This window comes from Nocardiopsis sediminis, assembly GCF_042650565.1.
GTDB lineage: Bacteria > Actinomycetota > Actinomycetes > Streptosporangiales > Streptosporangiaceae > Nocardiopsis_B > Nocardiopsis_B sediminis.
Genome location: NZ_JBHSBH010000010.1, coordinates 171,364 through 187,785, shown reverse-complemented (window position 1 = coordinate 187,785; position 16,422 = coordinate 171,364). Strand labels below are relative to the sequence as shown.

General features: G+C 74.4%; 14 protein-coding genes and 1 riboswitch. Of the genes, 13 read left to right on the top strand and 1 reads right to left on the bottom strand.

The features are described 5' to 3' along the window. On the top strand, positions 1-439 hold a 439-nt coding region (locus ACFOVU_RS15835; protein WP_378534341.1), incomplete at its 5' end, for a hypothetical protein. A gap of 259 nt (positions 440-698) precedes the next feature. Next, positions 699-1,874, top strand: a complete 1,176-nt coding sequence (locus ACFOVU_RS15830) for a hypothetical protein (RefSeq protein WP_378534339.1) — start codon at positions 699-701, stop codon at positions 1,872-1,874. A 99-nt stretch (positions 1,875-1,973) separates the two neighbouring features. Here ACFOVU_RS15830 and ACFOVU_RS15825 read toward each other — a convergent pair whose 3' ends face one another. Next, a complete protein-coding gene (locus ACFOVU_RS15825) occupies positions 1,974-2,759 on the bottom strand; it encodes a GAF and ANTAR domain-containing protein (protein WP_378534337.1) in 786 nt (261 codons plus the stop codon). A 317-nt stretch (positions 2,760-3,076) separates the two neighbouring features. Next, a riboswitch (SAM riboswitch) is annotated at positions 3,077-3,197 on the top strand. An 84-nt stretch (positions 3,198-3,281) separates the two neighbouring features. Between ACFOVU_RS15825 and ACFOVU_RS15820 the strand changes: the two genes are divergently transcribed. From ACFOVU_RS15820 to ACFOVU_RS15770, 11 genes are all read left to right on the top strand, one after another. Further along, positions 3,282-4,385 (top strand): ABC transporter substrate-binding protein, encoded by a 1,104-nt coding sequence (locus tag ACFOVU_RS15820; RefSeq protein WP_378534335.1) that lies wholly within the window; start codon positions 3,282-3,284, stop codon positions 4,383-4,385. Further along, the gene (locus ACFOVU_RS15815) at positions 4,352-5,518 is read left to right on the top strand and encodes an ABC transporter ATP-binding protein (RefSeq protein WP_378534333.1); all 1,167 of its coding nucleotides are present in this window, start codon (positions 4,352-4,354) and stop codon (positions 5,516-5,518) included. Before ACFOVU_RS15820 ends, ACFOVU_RS15815 begins: the two co-directional genes overlap by 34 nt. After that, positions 5,518-6,417 carry an ABC transporter permease gene (locus ACFOVU_RS15810; protein ID WP_378534332.1) on the top strand — a complete coding sequence of 300 codons (900 nt, stop codon included), beginning with the start codon at positions 5,518-5,520 and terminating at the stop codon, positions 6,415-6,417. Before ACFOVU_RS15815 ends, ACFOVU_RS15810 begins: the two co-directional genes overlap by 1 nt. Continuing rightward, positions 6,410-7,285, top strand: coding sequence for an ABC transporter permease (locus tag ACFOVU_RS15805; protein WP_378534330.1), 876 nt, complete (start codon positions 6,410-6,412; stop codon positions 7,283-7,285). The genes ACFOVU_RS15810 and ACFOVU_RS15805 overlap by 8 nt, the downstream gene beginning before the upstream one ends. Beyond that, positions 7,282-9,414 carry a hydantoinase/oxoprolinase family protein gene (locus ACFOVU_RS15800; RefSeq protein WP_378534328.1) on the top strand — a complete coding sequence of 711 codons (2,133 nt, stop codon included), beginning with the start codon at positions 7,282-7,284 and terminating at the stop codon, positions 9,412-9,414. Before ACFOVU_RS15805 ends, ACFOVU_RS15800 begins: the two co-directional genes overlap by 4 nt. Further along, positions 9,411-11,519 carry a hydantoinase B/oxoprolinase family protein gene (locus ACFOVU_RS15795; protein WP_378534326.1) on the top strand — a complete coding sequence of 703 codons (2,109 nt, stop codon included), beginning with the start codon at positions 9,411-9,413 and terminating at the stop codon, positions 11,517-11,519. The genes ACFOVU_RS15800 and ACFOVU_RS15795 overlap by 4 nt, the downstream gene beginning before the upstream one ends. 19 nt (positions 11,520-11,538) lie before the next feature. Continuing rightward, entirely contained in the window at positions 11,539-12,816 is a 1,278-nt protein-coding gene (locus ACFOVU_RS15790; RefSeq protein ID WP_378534324.1) for an amidohydrolase, read from the top strand. A gap of 165 nt (positions 12,817-12,981) precedes the next feature. Next, positions 12,982-13,545 (top strand): GNAT family N-acetyltransferase, encoded by a 564-nt coding sequence (locus tag ACFOVU_RS15785; protein ID WP_378534322.1) that lies wholly within the window; start codon positions 12,982-12,984, stop codon positions 13,543-13,545. Continuing rightward, positions 13,542-14,528 carry an amino acid ABC transporter permease gene (locus tag ACFOVU_RS15780; RefSeq protein WP_378534320.1) on the top strand — a complete coding sequence of 329 codons (987 nt, stop codon included), beginning with the start codon at positions 13,542-13,544 and terminating at the stop codon, positions 14,526-14,528. The genes ACFOVU_RS15785 and ACFOVU_RS15780 overlap by 4 nt, the downstream gene beginning before the upstream one ends. Before the next feature lie 23 nt (positions 14,529-14,551). After that, positions 14,552-15,304 carry an amino acid ABC transporter ATP-binding protein gene (locus tag ACFOVU_RS15775; RefSeq protein ID WP_378534893.1) on the top strand — a complete coding sequence of 251 codons (753 nt, stop codon included), beginning with the start codon at positions 14,552-14,554 and terminating at the stop codon, positions 15,302-15,304. Positions 15,305-15,380: 76 nt separating this feature from the next. After that, positions 15,381-16,367, top strand: coding sequence for a transporter substrate-binding domain-containing protein (locus ACFOVU_RS15770; protein ID WP_378534318.1), 987 nt, complete (start codon positions 15,381-15,383; stop codon positions 16,365-16,367). Positions 16,368-16,422 lie beyond the last annotated feature (55 nt).

Below are 16,422 nucleotides of genomic sequence, written 5' to 3'. Positions count from 1 at the left end.
GAAGGACCTCGCCCTGGCGGTGGCCGAGGGCGCCGGCGACGACGGCGTCACCGCCGCGGCCCGCGCCCGGCTGGGAGGCGCGGACACCTTTCGGATGCGCCCCACCCTGGAACGGCGATCACCCTATGATGTGGATCGTTCACTGATCGACATGTGCGCAGGTCCAGCGCCTGCGCGGGATGGGAGGACCGCCATGCGGCCCGTCACCACCGCCCTTGCCGCCATCGCCGCCGCCGGGATGTGCGCCGGCGGATCCCCGGCGTTCGCGGCCGGCCACGGCGCTCCGGCGCCGCAGCCGGCCCCCCGCTCCGGCTGCATCGACCCCGACGTCATGCCGCCGAGCCAGATCAGCATGGGCTCCCAGGCGGTCATCGGCACCCCGGACGCGCTCCTGTTCGCCTACCCCGCGTGCGAGGAGCCCGCGCCGCCGGCGGGCTGACCGCCGTCCACTCCCCCGCGCCGGAGATCCCGCGCGCCGCGGCGACGAGCGGGGATCCCGTCGCGACCGCCCGCACGCCTGCGCGGAAGAGGCCCCCGTTGAGCTGCGGTGACGTTCGCCCCGCAGCGGACGGCCGCCGAAAACCTCGTAGGCGCAGGGATATCCGCGAAATTTCGGGCGATCCATCCTGAACTTCTCCACCACCTCAGGCGTCACACATAGGTCATGTGATGTTCACCGAAAGAGAGCAGGTGGGTAGATGGCAAACGCCAGGCGGCTCGCGAAGCGGGCCGGCGTCGGTGCGGTGGCGTCGGTCGCCGTTCTGGGACTGGCCGCCACCATCCCGACGTCGGCCGCCGAGGAATTGCAGGACGTCTTCGCCGCGGGAGACGAGTCGTCCACCGGGGAGGCCGCGGCCGCCGGCGAGTGGCGCGAGGCGTTCGCCGCGAAGGGCATGGACGTCATGTACACGTCCCTCGCCGCCGCCGACGCGGAGAACGTGTGGGCCCTGGGCTCGCAGTACCCCGACGACAGCGACACGCCGCGCACCTTCGTCCAGCGCTATGACGGCGCGGAATGGACCCAGGAAGAGGTCCCGGCCGACTGGACGCTGGAGCCCGAGGTCGCGGGCGCCTCCGGCCCGGACAACGTCTGGGTGGTGGGCCCCACGGCCGACGGCGTCGGCGCGATCCGCTACGACGGAACGGACTGGACGTCCCACGAGATGGACGCCGGGCTGACCCCCAACGACCTCGACGTCATCGCCGAGGACGAGGCATGGCTGCTGGCCGAGGACGCCGCCGGCGAAACCCGGGCGGTCCGCTTCGACGGCGAGATCTGGCGCGACTGGACCTCGCCGCCGGCCGGGACCAGCCAGGCGATCGACGGCATCGACGGCGAGACCGTGGTGGCGGTGGGGAGGAACGACGCCTCCCAGCCCTCCGCCGCGCTCTACGACGGCACGGAGTGGACCGACCTGGAGGTCCCCGAGGTCGAGCTGCCCTCGGAGATCGCCAGCGCAACGTTCAACGACGTGCTGGTGCGCGCCGGTGACGACATCTGGGCCGTGGGCTACGTCCATGACCTCAACGATGACGACATCAACGACTACTGGCCGCTGACCGCGCACTACGACGGTCAGAGCTGGGATGTCACCGTCGATGAGGAGCCCAGCGGCGAGCTGGTGGCGGTCGAGGACGACGGCGCGGGCGGCGTGTGGATCCAGGAGGAGTCCTGGGACCCGACGTTCGTGCACCACGACGCCGCCGGTGAGGTCACCCGCGACACGCCGGACATCGAGAACTACGACCTCAACGTGCGCGACCTCGCCCTGATCCCGGGGACGGAGGCGCTCGTGTCGGCCGGCTCGGCCTACGACGAGGGCGACCCCGACGTCCCGACCGGCTACGGGGTGGTGCTCGCCTCGGGCCTGTAGGCCCATCGCGTCGCCCCCGTCCCCCGGTGGGGCGGGCGGGGACGGCGCCGCGGAGGGGTCCGGCCAGTGGCCGGGCCCCTCCGTTCTTGTGCGGGCCGCTCAGGCGGGTTCCGCGGAGCCCGCCGGGGCCGGTCCCGCGGGCGTGTCCGCGGACCCGGTGGCGTCGTCGCCCGGCGGCGCCGGGTCCGGCACGGCGGCGGCGCCGGTCACGCGCAGGGCGACGTCGCGGAGCTTGGTGTTTGTCTGCATGGAGGCCTGCTTGAGGACGTCGAGGGCCTGTGCGTCGCTGAGCCTGTGGCGTTCCATCAGGATGCCGACCGCCGCCCCGATGTCGTGGCGGGTCTCAAGGCCCGCGCGGACGGTGGCCTCGCGCTCGGTGGAGGCTATGGCCACGGCGGCGTGGGAGGCGAAGACCCACCCCGTCTCCTGTGAGGCGGCGTCGAAGGCGCCGGTCCGGGTGGCGTACATGTTGAGCGACCCCAGCGTCCCGTCGTGGGTGAACAGCTCGAAGCCCATCATGGAGCCGATGCCCATGGCCACGGCCCGCGGCCGGTAGGCGGGCCACCGGTCCTCGCGGGCCATGTCGTCGATCCGGAAGGTCGGCTCGCCGCGCACGGCGTCCAGGCAGGGGCCCTCGTCGCAGTCGAACTGGGCCTGGTCGGAGGCGCGCGGGAGCTCCCCGGTGGCCGCGGCGGTGCTGAAGGTGCGCCCGGGCCGGTCGACCATGAGGATCCCGGCCTCCTCGCAGCCGTGGAGCGTGTGCACGGCCAGCCGGACGATCGCGTCCAGGACGTCTTGGACGGAGTCCTCGCAGAGCAGGTCGCGCGCCATGTCGGCGAAGATGCGGGGGTAGTCGCGCGCCGGCGCCTTGGCGGGTTCGTGCACGGCCTCTGCTCCTCGGCTGCCCTCGCCCGCGGGTGGGGCGAACCTGGCGCGGCCTCTACCCACGACCCCGCCCGCTACTCCTGCCCGGCCGCCCCCTCCCGGGGGCCGTTGTGGCGCGCCGCGGTGCGCGCGGGTCGCCCCTGTGACACCCTGCGGTCGAATGGACCCGCAGATCGGCCCCTATGCGCGGTGCCGGAGCGGCGCGGCTGCGGGGACGGGGAGGCCGGCGCGGGCCGGCCGATCCGGGGCGGGGGTGCGGCATGACACATCCGACACTCAAGAGTGGAAATGTCGGGATTCTCTGTTATGTTGATCTTCGTCACGAGTTCCAGTGGAAAGCCCCGGCTGGCTGGACGGCAACCCTCCTCCGCGGCGGGGTGCCCCGGGTGAGGACACGGCCGTGGCCGGCGCCCGAGGCGCCGGCGGCAAGCGCGGAGCCCCGGTAGCGGGCCCCGGCCCCTCGCGCAGGGCGCTTGCCGCCGCAGCCCCGGTCGCCGCGAACTCCAGGCGAAGGGACGCCCGATGCAATCCACGACGCGACGCAGGGTCGCACTGACCACCGGCGCGGCGACGTCCGCGCTGCTCCTGCTGGCCACGGCCGCCTGCGGCGGCGTGGACACCTCCGGCGGCGGGGGCGGTGCCGGCGAGGAGATCACCGTCACCGCGTTCGCCGGCCCGTGGGGCGAGCTGTTCTCGGAGTCCTTCGTCGCGCCGTTCGAGGAGGAGACCGGCATCACGGTCAACGTGGTCAGCGGCGCCGACGCCGACTGGCTCACCCGGCTGCGCGCCGCCAACGGGGAGAACCCGCCCTTCGACGTCGTGGCGCTCACCTCCGAGACCTTCCACCAGGCGGTCAACAACGACGTGCTCCAGCCGCTGGACACCACCCGCCTGGAGCACTGGTCCCAGCTCGACCCCGTCCTGGTGGAGCAGTCCACCGTGGAGGGGTCCGCCTACGGCGCCCCGCTGACCACGGGGTCGCTGGGGCTGCTGTACCGCACGGACGAGATCGACGAGGCCCCGCAGGACTGGACCGACATCTTCAACGACCAGTACTGCGGCCACGTCGCCCTGCCCCCGCTGACCTACAACGCCGGCCTCCAGTTCTTCTCCGCCCTGGTCGCCCAGAACGGCGGCAGCCTCTCCGAGCCCGCAGCCGTCGACCGCGCCTTCGAGCAGCTGGAGAAGCTGAAGGACTGCGTCTCGGCCTTCCCCGCCGACGCCGGGTCCGTCTCCACCACCATCCAGAACGGCGACGCCTGGATCGTGCCGTTCTGGGACGGGCGCGCCTTCGCCATGGAGGCCGAGGGGCAGCCGATCGGGTTCAGCTACCCCACCTCCGGTGCTGTGGGCGCCCTGACCTCCTACTACATCCCGGCGGGCACCGAGAACACCGACGCCGCCTACGAGTTCCTCAACTACCTCACCTCCGCCCAGCACCAGAAGCCCTTCGCCCAGGGCACCTTCTACGGCGGGGGCAACGACTCCATCGAGTACGACCCGGAGTTCTCCGCCAAGGTGGAGTACGGGCCCGAGGTCTACGAGGGCTTCACCTGGGTCGACTACGACGCCGCCACCCCCAACCTGAACGAATGGCAGCAGCGGTGGAACGAGATCTTCCAGTAGGCGGCCCCGGCCGCGAAGGGGCCGGGACCGACGACGAGCACGTCCTCGTCGAAGGGCTGACCGCGGGCTACGACGGCACCGGCGTCCTCGACGTCGACCGGCTGGCCATCCGCCGCGGTGAGTTCCTGTCGATCCTGGGCCCCAGCGGCTGCGGCAAGACGACCCTGCTCAACTCCCTCGCCGGGTTCGTGCTGCCCACCGGCGGCCGGATCACCATCGACGGGGCCGACCTCACCGACGTCCCGCCGCACCGGCGCGGGCTGGGCATGGTCTTCCAGAACTACGCGCTGTTCCCGCACATGACGGTCGCCGAGAACGTCGCCTACGGGCTGCGGGTGCGCCGGGTGGAGCGGGCCGACCGCATCGAGCGCGTGGCCGAGGCGCTGCGCCTGGTCGGCCTGGAGGACTACGCCCGGCGCCGCCCCCGGCAGCTCTCCGGCGGCCAGCAGCAGCGGGTCGCCGTGGCGCGTGCGCTGGCCACCCGGCCGGCGGTGCTGCTGCTGGACGAGCCGCTGTCCAACCTCGACGCCAAGCTGCGCCGTGAGATGCGGGTCGAGCTGCGCGAGCTCCAGCAGCGCCTGGGGATCACGATGGTGTTCGTGACCCACGACCAGGAGGAGGCGATGTCGCTGTCGGACCGCATCGCCGTCCTCAACGGCGGCCGGGTCGAGCAGCTGGGCACCCCGCAGGAGGTCTATGCGGCCCCGGTGAGCCGGTTCGTCGCCGAGTTCGTGGGCGCCGCCAACGTGTTCGAGGGCGTCGCCGGAGACGGCGGCGAGCTGGCGGCCGGCGACGCGCGGGTGCGCACCGGCCTGGCCGGGCTCGCACCGGGCCGGCCCGCCGCGGTGGCGCTGCGGCCGGAGAAGGTCGCGGTCGGCGCCCAAGGGACCGCCGTGCCCGAGGGGCGGGGGTCCGCCGACGGCGTGCTCGTCTACCGCGCCTTCCTCGGCGACGGCTGGCAGGCGGAGATCGAGCTGGCCGGGGGCGCGTCCCTCGGTGCCCGCACCGCCGCCGAGCCGCCGCTCCCGGGCACGCAGGTGACCGCCCACTGGTCGCCCGATGACGTGATCCGCTTCGCCGGACCGGAGGACGCCGGTGCCGGCGCCGGGGCGGCCGGGCACGGGGCCCGGTGATGGCGGCCGGCCACGCCCCCTCCCCCGCTGCGGCCCCGGCCCGGCGCCCGCCCCGGAGGGGCGCCGGGTTCGTGCTGCCCGCGGTGGCGTTCCTGGCGGCGTTCTTCGTGGTGCCGCTGGCCCGGGTGCTCTCGCTGAGCCTGCACCCGGTCGACGCCAACGGCAACCCGCTGCCCGAGTACTCCCTCGTGCAGTACCAGCGGGTGTTCACCGAGGCGTTCTTCTCCGACGCCCTGGTGCGCAGCCTGCTCACCGCCCTGCTGGTCACCGCGTTGTGCGTGCTGCTGGGCTACCCCGCGGCCTATGCGCTGGCGAAGGCGCGGCCGGGGGTGCTGCGCACGCTGATGTTCGTGGTCGTGCTGTCGCCCCTGCTCACCAGCGTGGTGGTGCGCAGCTACGGCTGGGTCGTGCTGCTGTCGGCCAACGGCGTCGTCAACCGGTTCCTGACCGGGACGGGGCTGCTGGAGCGGCCGGCGCCGCTGCTGACCAGCTATGCGGCGGTCGCCATCTCGGTCACCCACGTCCTGCTGCCGTTCGCGATCATCCCGCTGACCACGGCGCTGGGCGGCATCGACCCCAACCTGCGGCGCGCCTCGCACAGCCTGGGCGCGGGCGCCGTGCGCACGTTCGGGCGGGTCACCCTGCCGCTGAGCGTTCCGGGGATCGCGACCGCCGCGATGATCGTGTTCCCGCTGGCGATGGGCATCTACATCACGCCGTTGCTGGTGGGCGGCGCCAACCAGCCCTTGGCGGGGCTGCGCGTCTACAGCCAGATCACCAGCGTCTACGACTACCCGGTGGCGGCGGCGCTGAGCCTCACGCTGCTCGTCCTCACGCTGGTGTGCGTCGCGGCGATGGGCGCCGGGTTCCGGTTCTGGGAGAGGAAGCTGCATGGCTGAGATCGCCGGGGCCCGCGCCGCCGGTGGCGGCCCTTCGCGGCCCGCGCCCCCCGCTGCGCGGCCCCGCCGCCGGGGACGGCCGGCACGCTGGGCGGGCCGGGCCGCGGTCGCGCTGCCCGCGGTGCTGGTGTTCGCCTACCTGGCGGCGCCGCTGGTGGTCCTGGCCATCAGCTCGCTCAACCCCGCCGCGTCGCTGGCGTTCCCGCCCGAGGGGGTGTCGCTGCGCTGGTACGCCGAGATCCTGGGCTCGCCCGACTGGGCGGTGTCGTTCCGGCTGAGCGGGCTGCTGGTGGCGATGGTGGTGGCCACGACCGTGGTCCTGGGCACGCTCGCGGCCTACGGCCTGGCCCGCGGGAACTTCCCCGGGCGCGGGCTCATCGCCGGGCTGGCGCTGGCCCCGCTGATGGTCCCGGAGATCATCATCGCGCTGGGACTGCTCTACTACTTCCAGGGGCTCGGCCTGCTCAACACCATCCCCGGGCTGTGGCTGGCGCACTCGGTGGTCGCCCTGCCCTTCGCCGTGCGCACCATCCTGGTCAGCGCCCGCCAGCTCGACCCCGTCCTGGAGCGGGCGGCGGCCACGCTGGGGGCGGGGCGCGTGCGCGTCTTCTGGACGGTGACGCTGCCGCTGCTGCGGCCGGGGATCCTGGCGGGCGCGGTCTTCGCGGCCGTCACGTCGCTGGGCGAGGTCGCGGTGTCCGTCCTGGTGTCGGGCGCCAACACGGTGACCGTGCCGGTGCGCATCTTCTCGGCGGTGCAGTTCGAACTCGATCCCTCGGTCGCCGCGGTCTCCACACTGCTGATGCTCACGAGCGTGCTCGTGATGGTCCTGGTCGACCGGTTCACCAAGCTCTCGGAGGCGCTTTGACCCCCGGCGACCGCACACCGGCCCCCGTCCCCGCCGCGCCGGCGCCCCTCCCGGCATCGGGCGGGGCGCGGGTGGGCATCGATGTCGGCGGGACATTCACCGACTTCGTGCTCGCGCTGCCCGGGGGCGGCACCGCCCACCACAAGGAGCCCAGCACCCCCGCCGACCCGGCGCTGGCGGTGGCCCGCGGGCTGGCCGCGGTCGTGGCCGCCGCGGGGCTGCGCCCCGGCGACCTGGCGGGCATCACCCACGGCACCACCATCGGCCTCAACGCGATCATCCAGCGGCGCGGGGCGCGCATCGCCCTGGCCGTGACCGAGGGCTACCGCGACATCCTGGAGATCGGCCGCAGCCGGATGCCGTCCTCCTTCGACCTGCACGCCGCCAAGGAGGAGCCGCTCGTCCCCCGCGACCGGATCGTGGAGATCCCGGCGCGACTGGGCCCCGACGGCGCCGCCCTGCGCTCCCCCTCCGATGCCGAACTCGCCCGCGCCGCCGAGGAGCTGGCCGCGACCGGGGCCGACGCCGTTGCGGCGGTCGTGCTGCACGGGCACACCGACCCCGCCTTCGAGGCCGACGTCGCCGCGCGGCTGGGGGCGCTGCTGCCCGGGATGCCGGTGGTATCGTCGGCCGCGGTGTGGCCGGAGGTCCGCGAGTACGAACGCACCCTGGTGGCCTGCCTCAACGCCTACATCCAGCCGCTGATGAGCCGGTACTTCGACCGGCTGGAGGAGCTGCTGGCCGAGCTGGGGGTGCGCGCGCCCGTGCACATCACCGCCTCCAACGGGGGGTCGCTGAGCCTGGCGTCGGCGCGGGCGCGCCCGATCGAGACCGTGCTGTCGGGTCCGGCGGCCGGGGTGACCGCGGCGGCGCGCCTGGGCGCGGCGGCGGGGGTGGACCGCATCGTCACCTTCGACATGGGCGGCACCAGCAGCGACATCGCCGTCACCGTGGGCGGGGAGGCGGAGCTCGCCACCCACACGACGATCGGCGGGCTGCCGCTCATCCTCCCGGTCGTGGCCGTGGGCGCGATCGGGGCGGGCGGCGGCTCGGTGGTGCGCGTCGACGCCCACGGGGTGCTCAAGGTCGGGCCCGAGAGCGCGGGCGCCGACCCCGGCCCCGTGGCCTACGGCCGCGGGGGCGAGCGCCCGACGGTCACCGACTGCTACCTGGCCACCGGCGTCATCGACCCCGGGGCGTTCCTGGGCGGGCGGATGCGGCTGGACGCCGCGGCCGCCCTGGAGGCCCTGGAGCCGGTCGCCGCCGGGATCGGGGCGGGGCAGGGGCGGGAGGCCGCCGAGCGGGCGGCCGACGGCGCGCTGCGCATCGCGACCGCGGGCATGGCGGTCGAGCTCCAGAAGACCCTCGCCCAGCGGGGGCTGGACCCCGGCGACTTCACCCTCGTGCCGTTCGGCGGCGCCGGGCCCACTCACGCCGCGGTGCTGGCCGACGAGGTCGGCATCGGCGACATCCTCGTCCCGGCGTCGGCGGCGACGCTGTGCGCCCTGGGGGCGGCAGGCGCCGACCTGCGCCGCGACTTCGCGCGCAGCCTGCGCCGGCCATTGGACGAGGCGGTCGCGGCCCGCGTCCGCGAGGTCCTGGCCGGGCTGGCCGCCGAGGCCCGCGCGTGGCTGGCCGAGCAGGACGGCGCGCCCGCCGCGGATCCGGTGATCTCCCTGTCGGCGGACCTGAGCTATGTCGGCCAGGCGTTCGAGCTGCGGGTCCCGCTGGGGGCAGGCGAGGACGCGGCCGCTCTGCTGGACGCGCCGGCCCTCGCCGAGGCGCTGCACGCCGAGCACGAGCGGCTCTACGGCTTCCGCGACACCGGGGCTCCGGTGCGGGTGGGCACCGTCCGGCTGGCCATCACCGCCCCGCGGCCCGGGGTGGCGGCCGGCGAGGTCGCCCACGGCTCCGGGGAACCGGTCGCGCGCGGCCGGCGCCCGGTGCTGGTGCGCGGCGAGCGGGTGCAGGCGCGGGTGTACGACCGTGCGGCGCTGCTCGCGGGGCAGGCGCTGGCCGGCCCGGCCGTCGTCGAGCAGGACGACACCACCGTACTCATCCCGCCCGGCTGGTCGGCCACGGTCGACCGGGCCGGGAACCTGCGACTGCGCGCGAGGACCACCGCATGAAACTGCCCCCGGTCACCCTGGAGATCATCGGCAACAAGCTCGCGGCCCTCACCGAGGAGATGTGCCTGACCCTCCAGCGCACCAGCCGCTCGCTGTACGTGAAGGAGACGGCGGACTTCTGCTGCGCCCTGGCCGGCCCGGACGGGGCGTTCTCGGCCTACCCGCGCGGGATCGGGGTGTCGGGGTTCGTCGGCCTGAACTGCCGGACGGCGGTGGAGCAGGCGGGCCCGCTGGAGCCCGGCGACGTCGTGATCACCAACGACCCCTACCGGTCGGGCGGGCTGGCCACGCACCTCACCGACATCCAGCTCATCGAGCCCTACTTCCATGAGGGCGAGATCGTCGGCTACGGGTGGGCGTTCATCCACTGCTCCGACATCGGGGGGCGGGTGCCCAGCAGCCTGTCGCCCACCAACGACGAGATCTACCAGGAGGGGTTGCAGATCCCGCCCGTGCGGCTGGTGCGGGCGGGCGAGCGCGTCCCCGAGGTCGCCGCGCTGCTGGCCGCCAACAGCCGCACCCCCGATGCCAACGAGGGCGACCTGCGGGCGATGCTGGCCGCGCTGCGCACCGGGCGCGAGCGGCTGGCCGGGGTGATCCGCGCCCACGGCGCGGCCGACGTGCGCGCGGCGCAGTCGGACCTGGTGGGCTACAGCGCCGACCGGGCGGCCGCCGTCCTGTCGGGGCTGCGCGAGGGCACCTACCGGTTCACCGACTTCCTCGACGACGACGCGGTCTCGCCGGTCCCGGTGCGCATCAGCGTGGCCGTCACCCTCGACGGGGGCCGGCTGCACCTGGACTTCACCGGGACCGACCCGCAGGTCGCCGCGGCGTTCAACATCGCCAGCCACGGCCGCGCCCACGCCTGGATCACCACCCGGGTGCTCGCGCTGATCTGCACCCTGGACCCGCAGATCCCGCTCAACGCCGGGATCATCGCGCCCATCAGCGTGACCGCGCCGGAGGGGTCGGTGGTCAACGCGGTGCGCCCGGCGGCGGTGGGCATCCGCCACGCCACGGCCTCGCGCGTCAACGACGCGCTGGGCGGGGCGCTGGGGCTGGCCGCCCCGGAGACCATGCCGGCCGCGAGCAGCGGCCTGGTGGTGCCCGTGGTGGTCGCCGAGCAGCACGGCGGCGGGCAGAACGTGCAGGTCCTGGAGCCCATGGTGGGCGGGACCGGCGCGCGCCGCGGAGCGGACGGGGTGGACGGGCGCGACAGCGGGATCTCCAACCTGTCCAACAACCCGGTGGAGACCGTCGAGACCGAGATCGGGGCGCGGATCCTGCGCTACGGGCTGCGCACCGACTCCGGGGGCGCGGGCCGGTGGCGCGGCGGCAGCGGCCTGGAGCTGGTGTTCCAGGTGACCGGCGAGGACTCCCGGCTGCTGGCCCGCGGGCTGGAGCGGCTGCGGTTCCGGCCCTGGGGCGTGGCCGGGGGCGGTCCGGGGGCGCCGGCGGAGCTGGTGGTCAACGAGGGCACGCCGCGGGAAGCGCGGGTCGGCAAGATCGACGTGCTGGCGCTGGAGCGCGGCGACGTGGTGACCCTGCGCACCTCGGGTGCGGGCGGCTACGGCCCGGCGTCCGAGCGCCCGCCGGAGGAGGTCCTGCGCGACGTGAACCGCGGCGTCGTCTCCGCGGCGGCCGCGCGGCGCGACTACGGCGTGGTGATCACGGGGGCGGGCCGGCACGCGGTGGTCGACGCCGAGGCGACGGCCGCCCTGCGCAGTGGACCGGCACCGGAGGCCCCCGAGGGCGGCGGCTTCGGCCCCGAGCGGGCGAGGTGGGTCGCACTGTGCGACGAGGCCACGGCCGACCGTCTGGTCGCGGCGCTCTTCGGCCTGCCCGCCCCGCGCCGCCACGCCCGCCGGGTGGCCATCCTCTCCGAGGCGCTGGCCCACCTCCCTGAAGGCTTCCCCTCGGCCCCCGCACCGCCCGCACAGATCGCGGCGGCCCGCGGCGTCCTCATCGAGGCCGTCGAGGCCCTGGAGGCAGAGACGGCAGCGGCCGCCACCCCGGCGGCCCTGCGCGAGGACGACGGCGGACCCGTAGCCGACACCGGATCGCCCGGACGGCGAGGCGCCGGATCGGACGCGGGGGTGCTGTGAGCACCGGAAGGGAACGGTAGTGAAGGACGAGCAGGCGCAGGGGGCCTCCGCGGTCGAGGACGTCATGGCGCGCTACGGCGCGGGCGGGCCCGATCCGGCAGGGCTCGCCCGGCTCTACCGTGACCTGCACGCCCACCCCGAGCCTGCGTTCGCCGAGGTGCGGACGGCGGGGATCGCGGCGGGCCTGCTGCGCGCCGCGGGGTTCGAGACGGTCACCGGGATCGGCGGAACGGGCGTGGCCGGGGTGCTGCGCAACGGGACGGGGCCGATGGTGCTGCTGCGCGCCGATATGGACGCGCTCCGGCTGCGCGAGCGCACCGGGCTGCCCTACGCCAGCGAGGCGACCGCCCCCGACTCCGATGGGAACGCCACACCGCTCATGCACGCCTGCGGGCACGACATGCACGTCACCTGCCTGGCGGGGGCGGTGGGGCTGCTGGCGGCCGGCCGGGCGCACTGGCGCGGCAGCGTGCTCGCGGTCTTCCAGCCGGCGGAGGAGATCGGGGCGGGTGCGCGGGCGATGCTCGACGACGGCCTCTACGACCGCTTCGGGGTGCCCGACATCGTGCTGGGCCAGCACGTCTTCCCGCTGGAGGCCGGGCGGCTGGTGCTGCGCCCCGGGCTGGTCCTGGGCGCCACGGAGACGGTCGAGGTGACGGTGTCGGGCCGCGGCGCGCACGGCTCCCAGCCGGAGCGCTCGGTCGACCCCGTGCTGATGGCGGCCTCGGCCGTCGTGCGCCTCCAGGGGGTGGTGGCGCGCGAGCTGGCGCCCGACGAGCAGGCGGTGCTCACGGTGTCGCGGCTGCGCGCCGGGCTCGCCGAGAACGTCATCCCCGAGGAGGCGTCGCTGACGCTGAACATGCGTGCGTTCGACGACGCGGTGCTGCGCCGGGTGGCAGCGGCGGCGCGGCGGATCGTCGACGCCGAGGCCGCCGCCTCGGGGGCGCCGCGCCCGCCGGAGTACCGCACGCTCAGCGCGTTCCCGTCCACCACCAACGACGCGGACGCCACGCACGCGCTGGAGGCCGCCTTCACCGCGCGGTTCGGGGCCGGCCGGGTCGGTCCCATGGACCGGCTGATCGGCAGCGAGGACATGGGCCACTTCGGCACCGAGGCCGGTGCGCCGTCGGTCTTCTGGGGCCTCGGCGCGACCGTCCCCGGCGCGGGAACCGCCCCCGATGGCACGACCGCGGGCAACCACTCCCCCTATTTCGCCCCGGCCATCGAGCCCACCCTGTCAACGGGCGTGGAGGCCCTGGTCACCGCGGCGCTCGCCCACTTGTCGCCCGCGGCGTGAGCGTGCGGCCCGGCCGCGGCGGATAGCCGGGGGCGGTCTCGGCCGGGCCGGGCCGGTGCGGATCCGCCCGGTGAACCGCGCGACTTAACTATACTAAAAAGGTAGGTTTACTATATTGTTCTGTGCGCCCGCCCTCTCCGCCCCCCACTTGTGATGAGGTCACCGTTGGCAGCACCACCGGACACCGTCCACGAGCGCACGCACACCGAGTTCCGCGCCGTGGCCCTGTCGGACCCCCTCGCCGCGCCCCTGCTGGACGCCCTTCGACGCGAGTACGACGCCCGCTACGGCGACGCCTCTGCGGAGATGGCCCGTGCCACGGGCGCCGACTTCGCCCCGCCCGGCGGCGCCCTGATCCTGCTGCTTTCGGGCGGCTCCCCCATCGCCGGCGGCGCGTTCCGGCGCCATGACGCCGCGACCGCCGAGGTCAAGCGCATGTGGACGCACGAATCCCACCGCAGGCGCGGGCTGGGCCGCCGGGTCCTCGCCGAACTGGAGCGCCGCGCGGCCGAGGCGGGCTACGCGCGCATGTACCTCACGACCGGCCCCCGCCAGCCCGAGGCGCGCGCCCTCTACCTGGCGGCCGGGTTCACCCCCCGGTTCGACGTGCACGCCGACCCGCTCACCATCGGGCCGCTGCCCTTCACCAAGGAGCTGGCGCCCGCCCCGGCCCTCAAGGAAGCCTCCCGGGGATCGCGGCCCGCCCACCGGCCGGGGGCCGCCCCGTGACCGCCGCGACCACCGCATCCCCAGCGGGCACGCACCTCGACGAGGACGACCTGACCCGCCTGCGCATCCGCCCTGCTCTGCACCCCTGGCGCTGGGCGGCCGGCGCCGTCGTCGCGGTCCTGGTCGCGATGTTCGCCAACATGCTCGTGTTCAACCCGGCGTGGGACTGGCCGACGGTCGCCGGATACCTGTTCGCCGAATCGATCCTCAACGCGCTCTGGCTCACCGTCCAGCTGACCTTCTACGGCACCGTCCTGGGCTTCGGCCTCGGGGTGGTGCTGGCGCTGATGCGGCTGTCCTCCAGCCCCTTGCTGGTCGCGGTGAGCTGGACCTACACCTGGGCGTTCCGGTCCATCCCGCTGATCGTCCAGCTGCTGTTCTGGTACAACCTGGCGATCCTCTACGACGAGATCTCCTTCGGCATCCCGTTCGGGCCCGCGTTCGTCTCCGTGGACACCATGGACCTGATCAGCCCGCTCGCCGCCGCCGTGATCGGGCTGGGCCTGCACCAGGCCGCCTACTCCGCCGAGATCGTGCGCTCCGGGGTGCTGTCGGTGGACCAGGGCCAGCGCGAGGCCGCCGCCGCCCTGGGCATCCCGTGGGGCCGCCAGGTGCGCCGGATCATCCTGCCGCAGGCGATGCGCACCATCATGCCCACCGCGGGCAACGAGGTCATCGGCCTCTTCAAGGGCACGTCGGTGGTCTACGTGATGGCCCTGGGCGAGCTGTTCTACCGCGTGCAGGTCATCTACAACCGCACCGGCGACGTCATCCCGATGCTCATGGTCGCCACCGTCTGGTACATCGTGCTGACCACGGTGCTCTCCATCGGCCAGTTCTACGTGGAGCGCCACTACGCCAAGGGCGCCCTGCGCACGCTGCCGCCCACACCGCTGCAACGCCTGCGCGCGGCCGCCGCCGACACCGGTGCTCGGCTACGCGGCAGAACCCGCACCGCCGGCGGCGGGGCGGTGGAGCGGTGAGCGCCCGCGACGGCGCCCGGCCGATGGTGCGCGTGCGCGGCGTGCACAAGTCCTACGGGGCGCTGAAGGTCCTCGACGGCGTCGACCTGACGGTCGATGAAGGCGAGGTCACCGCGGTGCTGGGCCCCTCCGGGTCGGGCAAGAGCACCCTGCTGCGCTGCATCAACCACCTGGAGCGCGCCGACCGCGGCCTGGTGAGCGTCGACGGCGAGCTGATCGGCTACCGGCACGGCCGCCGGGGCCTGCGCGAGCTCACCGAGCGCCGCATCCTGCGCCAGCGCAGCTCCATCGGCTTCGTGTTCCAGACGTTCAACCTCTTCCCCAACCTCACCGTGCTGGAGAACATCACCGAGGCGCCGATCGCCACCCAGCGGCGCCCGGCGGCCGAGGCGCGCGACCACGCGGCGGAGCTGCTGGAGCGGGTCGGGCTGAGCGACAAGGCCGGCGAGTACCCGCGGCGGTTGTCCGGCGGCCAGCAGCAGCGCGTCGCCATCGCCCGCGCGCTCGCGCTGCGCCCCAAGGTGCTGCTGTTCGACGAGCCCACCAGCGCCCTGGACCCCGAGCTGGTGGGCGAGGTGCTGGACGTGATCGGCGACCTCGCGCGCAGCGGCACCACGATGATCATCGTGACCCACGAGATCTCCTTCGCGCGCGAGGTCGCCGACACGGTGGTGTTCATGAGCGAGGGCCGCATCGTCGAGTCGGGTGTGCCGAGCCGGGTCCTCGACAGCCCCTCCCACGAGCGCACCGCCGCTTTCCTGGCCAAGGTCCTGTGACGCCCCCGAGTCCCCGGCCCGCCCGTGACACCGCATCTCCCGCCCGCCCCCGCCCACCCGAGAAGGAGACCCACCGATGCCCCCCATGCTGACAACCGCGCAGCGCGGCGCTCTCGCCCCCCTCGCCACCGCAACGGCGCTGCTGCTCACCCTCACCGCCTGCGGCTCCCCCGGTGAGGCCGGGGACGACGCCGAGGCCGACTCCGGCACGACCTTCAACACCTCCCCCGACCAAGACCGCATCCGCGCCGAGGCGGTGCCCGAGATCGCCGAGCTGGTGCCCGAGGAGATCCGCGACAGCGGCGAACTCACCGTCGGCTTCTCCACCGACGGCTCCCCGCCGCTGAACTTCTACGCCGACGACGACGAGACCCTGATCGGGCACGAGACCGACATCGCCCAGATCGTCGCCGACAAGCTCGACCTGGAGCTGGACCCGCGCCCCACCTCGTGGGACAACCTCTTCCTCGGCGTCGAGAGCGGGCAGACCGACGTCGCGATCTCCAACGTCACCGTGACCGAGGAGCGCAAGGACCTCTACGACTTCGCGACCTACCGGATCGACACCGTCTCCTTCGAGGTCGCCGAGGACTCCGAGATCGAGGAGATCAGCGAGCCCGCCGACGTCGCCGGGCTACGCATCGGCGTGGACGCGGGCACCAACCAGGAGGACATCCTGCTCCGCTGGGACGAGGAGAACCGGGACGCCGGGCTGGAGGCCGCCGACATCCTCTACTACGAGAGCGCGGCCGACTACTACCTTGCCCTGCGGTCCGGGCGGCTGGACGCCTGGCTCGGCCCCACCCCCAGCGTCAACTACCACGTGGAGACCGCGGGCGAGTCCACCGCGGTCGGCACCATCTCCGGCGGCGGCGACATCCGGGCCGACATCGCCGCGATGACCAAGAAGGACAACGGCCTGGTGGAGGCGCTGGGCGCGGCCGTCGACAGCGCGATCGAGACCGGCGAGTACCAGGAGGTCCTGGACCGGTGGGCGCTGGGCAACGAGGCTGTGGAGGCCTCCGAGATCAACCCACAGGGCCTGCCCCGCGAGGAGGAATGACGCCGGCCCGCCCCTGGAATTCGCCGACAGGCCGGGGGCCACCCGGTCCGCCGCT